Source organism: Sinomonas sp. (assembly GCF_036848755.1).
Classification (GTDB): domain Bacteria; phylum Actinomycetota; class Actinomycetes; order Actinomycetales; family Micrococcaceae; genus Sinomonas.
Map to the genome: position 1 here is coordinate 1 of NZ_DAIUJO010000182.1, position 4,699 is coordinate 4,699.

Consider the following 4,699-nt stretch of genomic DNA (forward strand, 5'->3'; position numbering starts at 1 on the left):
CCCAGATGGAGCACGAGATCAAGCGCGAACGCGTCACCGACTCCATCGCCAAGCGAAGGGAAGCCGGGAAGGACCTCGGCGGCCGGCCCCGCCGGATCACCGACAGCCAGATCAGAAGCGCCCTCCGCCTCGTCCAAGCCGGCGAACCCGCCGCCCAGGTCGCCCGCGACCTCGGAATGTCCCGCGCAACCTTCTACAGGCGCTCCCGGGCACTCGTCGACCAGCTGTAGTCGGCGCGTCCCCTCAGCGCACTCGGCGGACAGCAGCCCCCTCCGCGTGCCGATGCCAGGACGGCGAGCGGAGGGCCGCGCCCCCGCTGCCCGCGCAGCGCATCCGAGGGGGCTCCTGCAACGGCGGCAGGGACCACGATCCACGCGCCTGCCCAGGCGGGGCGCCGCACGCTGGTAGTTTCATCCCCAGCACGAGGGGCGGACCCCCCCGGAGCTGACCCATACCCGGCCGGAGCACAGGAGGAAAACGTGGCCAAGAACCGCAGCGAGGTCGTCGCCGAGGTGGCAGGCAAGACCGACCTCAGCCAGAACGCCGTCAACCGGGTGCTCGACGCACTGTTCGACATCCTCGCCGGCTCCCTCGCCACCGGCGAGAAGGTCAGCATCCCCGGCTGGCTCGCCGTCGAGCGCACCGAGCGCGCCGCCCGCACCGGCCGCAACCCCCAGACCGGCCAGGAACTCCAGATCCCTGCCGGCTTCGGCGTCAAGATCACGGCCGGATCCAAGCTCAAGGCCGCCGCAGCCAAGTAGCAGCCCGCTCCCAGCCCGGCCAGGGCGTTCGAACCGCCTTCCCCCGGCCAGGCTTCTCCGGTCCTTGCGCCCTTGCCCGCCCGCACCCCCGAAGCCCCCACGGCCTTGACCCACAGGTCCTTCCCAGGGAAACCCTGGGAAGTTCGGCCCTATCGCCGAGCCCAGAGAGCGCGGAGCCTGAGATCAGGTGCACGGGCACTCCGCACACCTCAGCGGCCCCCCAGGAGGTGGCAGAGTCGCGCCCATGCACCCAGGCACGTCCGCAACCCGCTCCGACGGGGACCGATCAGCAGTCCGGGACGGCACAACGGACGCGCCGCTCCCGACCCAAGGACCGCAGACCCAATCGGCCGCGGGCCCTGGTCCCCCGGCATCTCCTGCACTGCAAGGTGAGTCGCCCCTGAGACGAGCATCGCGCGCACCTCAGCGTCGCCCGCGATGGCCAAGAGCGTAGTCGAACTGGGCCGGGGTGGAGTGCCTGGCGTCGGCGGCCGCGGTGATGACGTCGGCAAGGAGGCGCATGGCTCCGATCCTTCCACGGCGCCGTTCAGCGTCAGCTGAAGTCGGCGCACGGAAAGGGGAAGGGTGCCCCGCTTCGGTGTCGGAGGGGCGCCCTTCCCGCTCGGTGGCCTGTGCGGCCTTTACAGCTGGCCTCACTCCCCCATCGGCCGGCCCTGCGGCAGCTCGCGGGCACCCACGGGAGGGAACGGCTCGCCGTTGTTGTACTTGCGCTCGAGTCGGATCACTTCAGTCATGACGGCGTTGTGGATGAACTGCGAGAGCGAGCGCGAACCTTCGGTGACAAGCGTGTGCAGGAGCGCGGCGCGCATGCGGTCGGTGTCCTCGGGATCCTGGTAGAAGCTCACCTTGGGCGGGTACTTCGGCTTGGCCCGAGCCGACTGCCGAGCGGGTGCCGAGCGGGTCGGTTCGGCGGGCGCGGATGTACGGGTCTCAGCCGCTGGCTCGGGTGTTGCTGGCGGGGCGAGGGGGCTCGACCCGGCCAGACTCGACTTGCGAGGTGCGGGGCGTGCGCTCATGCCTTGGCTCCTTCGAGGGTCGTGAGGTGGTCGGCGTAGATCGCGCCGAGCGCCGCGGCGTCGGCGGTCCCCCATTCGTCGAGGCCACGGGCTGCCTCGGTGGCGTCTGCGATCGCAACGCGCTTGGGGACGGGCGGTGCCAGGACGGTTAGGCCCCGTTCCCGGGCAGCGGTGTGCAACTCATCGAGCCAGTACTTGCCGCCGATGGTCTGCTCCTCGTGCTGGTTGACGATGACGCCGGAGATGCGCAGCAAGGGGTTGTAGTACTGGCGCACGCTCTCGATCGTGTTCAGGAGCTGGGCGAGGCCGCTCAAGCTCCACTGCTTGGAGTGGGTGACGATGACGACGCCGTGCGCGGCCGTCAGGCCGTTGATGGTGAGCTGGTCGAGGCTAGGGGCGCAATCGACCAGGATCAGGTCGTAGTCCTGCAGGACGTCGGCCAGGGCCTCGCGCAGCCGGCCCTCGCGGCCGGCGCCTGCAATCACCAGCTCGTCGCGTACGAAGCCCAATGTCTCGCCGCTGGTGGGCACGACGTCAAGTCCCGGCCATACGCCGGGCACAATGACGTCGCGGACTGTCTCCTCAGCTCGCGCGCTGAGCGCATCGGCAAGGCCAGCCTGGTCGTCGGGCACGACGTCGGCGGCCGCAGTAGAGGTGATGTTGCCCTGGGGGTCGAGGTCGACCACGAGCACGCGGGAGCCCCGAAGCACGGCAGCGCGCGCGAGCTGGAAAGCCGTGGTGCTCTTGCCGACACCGCCCTTCTGGTTGCACAGGGCGAGGATTCGAGCTGTCATGATGCCTCCAATGGTGGGAACAGTACTGTTGGGGGCCCGGTGCTGTTGAACGGCTCGGCACCCCGCCCGGCCTAAATGGGCTGGCCGATCGCCCCCACGTCGTATCTGACTCTATTAGTACTGATGCTGGGAATCGTGGCGCAACGCGTGGACGGGTGGCTCGGGCCGAGCGGGCAGAGCGGATTCGCCACGATTCGCGGGGGATCGTGGCCTGGCATTGCCGCTCCTTTTAACTCTCTTGGTACTAACCGAGTTGCCAACTCGGTTAGTACTAACAGTACTTTTATGCCTTTCAGTCGCGAGGCGTGAGCTCGTACGCCCGCATGGTGATGTGGGTGAGTCTGTCTTCCCAAAGGCCCCCGGAGCCGTCATTGCACGGGCGAGCATATACGGGCGCGAGACCTGCTCGACCTTCCCGGTGGCGCTCCTCCGGTAGGATGTCGTACCACTCGACAGTTCTGCCCGGTGTGTTGGCGGTCTTAATTGCCATGTGAATGCCTCTCTTAGCGGCAACAGTACTATTCCGGCTATTCGGTGATAGATCTTCGATATCGGTGGTCCGCGCGACCCATATGAGGGGGGTTCGGTCAACTCGCGCGCTGTTTCATGCCCCAGTGTCGCTGCCGTCGGCTTTTCGCGCCTGGCCCATGCGGCGTAGGCGCCTTCCAGGGCTTCGCGCTCCTCTTGGCTCGGTGGCCGCGTTCTGGAAGCGAAGGCGGCGAGGGTTCTGCGTCTCTTCTCTCCTTCAGTATGAATAGTACTATTGCCGCTACCCTCGCTAAGTAGCAGCAATAGTACTGTTCGGGTCAGGCTGCGTCTTCGGCGTCAGCTGCGGGGTCCGTGATGGCATCAGCGAGAACGGGCAGCCGTTCCTGACCATGGCGTGGATGCTGAGCGGCTCCGAGGCGAGTGCCATCTTGATTGCCTCCAATAGAGGTAACAGTACTATTCATGTTTTTGATCTGGGCTCATTCGGCAGGGGAGAGGGTGGCTGCCGGCTCCCACGGTGAGCGTCTGGCCGTCATCTCCGAGATCGGGGGCGGAGGCGAACCGGTCGGCGGGCGTCGGCTGCGCGGCCGCCGTGCGGATGGTCCGTGACGCTTCTCCTCTCGCTCCCTTCAGCACTAATAGTACTATCAGTGGCATTGGTGGGCAACTGATTTCCTTGATTTTCCTAGGGTTTTCAGAGAATTTCGATGGGTCTGTCCGCACGGCGAACTGCGCAGGCGTCCGCGGAATGAAGCGGTCTAGGAACCCGGGTCGCGATCCCACGGGGGATACCCACAGTGCCGGGCCCCGCGCGCCCAGTGCCTCGTCTTAAGCTCAAGGGCGGTGACCACGGCACCCGGCGGCCCGGGCAGCTCAGGCTCGGACCATGGGGAACCTGGCCGGCTCCGGCTTGTAGCCGTGCTGGGCGAGGCGGACGCGCCAGGGCACAGGCGCGCCGTGGACGGCTGCGAGGGCGGCGCGCTCTGCTTGCTTCTCGAGCACGCGGCGGCGCTCAACGGCTTGTGCCGTGCGGAGGGCCTGCTTGCGCTGCTCGGGGGAGCGCACGGGCTGGCCGTCGCGGGTCCAGCCTGCGAGGCGGTAGCGGAGCCAGCCGCGCACACGGCTTGTGTCCGTCCACGAAGGCGGGCCGTCGTGGGGCCAGCGCGTCCCGTCAGGACGCCAGTCCAGGGCGTGGAGGACATCGCTTGCGCTCCATCCGGCGATGAAGAACGGCCGGAGCACGGCGGCGACGTCGCGCACGCTCAGACAGCCCAGTGCGGGCGCACGGTGGCGGACCTCGGCGGCCGCGGCCCGCCGGGCCATTGTCGTGGCGGGCGTCCGGTGAAGCGGCCATAGTGTGAGCGGGCGGTTCTCGCCTGTGGTGAGTTGGGCGAGGCCCGCTAGGGCCTCGCCACAGAATGGAGCTCGCGGCGCAGCCGCGTCCTTCTGGGTGTTTTCCTCGTGCGTGTGCGGGGGGTTCTTTTCTTTTTTAAGGTGAGAACCGCCTTGGGCGGGAGGGGTCTCAGTCTTATCCACAGCGTCGACGGCCGCGAGGGGGGCCGGCACGCACACGACATAGACGGCGGCCTCGTTGGTTCGCTCGGAGCCGTCCTCTGGC

The 4,699-nt window shown here is 68.0% G+C and carries 5 protein-coding genes; 2 read left to right on the forward strand and 3 right to left on the reverse strand.

Annotated features, from left to right (window positions below; translation table 11 throughout):
- Both V7053_RS17940 and V7053_RS17945 read left to right on the forward strand, forming a co-directional pair.
- The coding region (locus V7053_RS17940) for a helix-turn-helix domain-containing protein (RefSeq protein ID WP_334173625.1) at positions 1 to 230 on the forward strand (230 nt) is incomplete at its 5' end.
- 249 nt (positions 231 to 479) lie between these two features.
- On the forward strand, positions 480 to 761 hold the full coding sequence (locus V7053_RS17945; RefSeq protein ID WP_334173626.1) for an HU family DNA-binding protein: 282 nt from the start codon (positions 480 to 482) through the stop codon (positions 759 to 761).
- A 653-nt stretch (positions 762 to 1,414) separates the two neighbouring features.
- Here V7053_RS17945 and V7053_RS17950 read toward each other — a convergent pair.
- From V7053_RS17950 to V7053_RS17960, 3 genes are all read right to left on the reverse strand, one after another.
- Positions 1,415 to 1,798, reverse strand: coding sequence for a ParB family protein (locus tag V7053_RS17950; RefSeq protein ID WP_334173627.1), 384 nt, complete (start codon positions 1,796 to 1,798; stop codon positions 1,415 to 1,417).
- Positions 1,795 to 2,592, reverse strand: a complete 798-nt coding sequence (locus tag V7053_RS17955; protein ID WP_334173628.1) for a ParA family protein — start codon at positions 2,590 to 2,592, stop codon at positions 1,795 to 1,797. The genes V7053_RS17950 and V7053_RS17955 overlap by 4 nt, the downstream gene beginning before the upstream one ends.
- A gap of 1,362 nt (positions 2,593 to 3,954) precedes the next feature.
- Positions 3,955 to 4,699: hypothetical protein (locus V7053_RS17960; RefSeq protein WP_334173629.1), on the reverse strand; the 745-nt coding region annotated here is incomplete at its 5' end.

What these genes read in the sequence shown, in the direction of transcription:
- V7053_RS17950 (WP_334173627.1), bottom strand. Translation starts at nt 1,798, where the DNA reads ATGAGCGCACGCCCCGCACCTCGCAAGTCGAGTCTGGCCGGGTCGAGC.
- V7053_RS17955 (WP_334173628.1), bottom strand. Translation starts at nt 2,592, where the DNA reads ATGACAGCTCGAATCCTCGCCCTGTGCAACCAGAAGGGCGGTGTCGGC.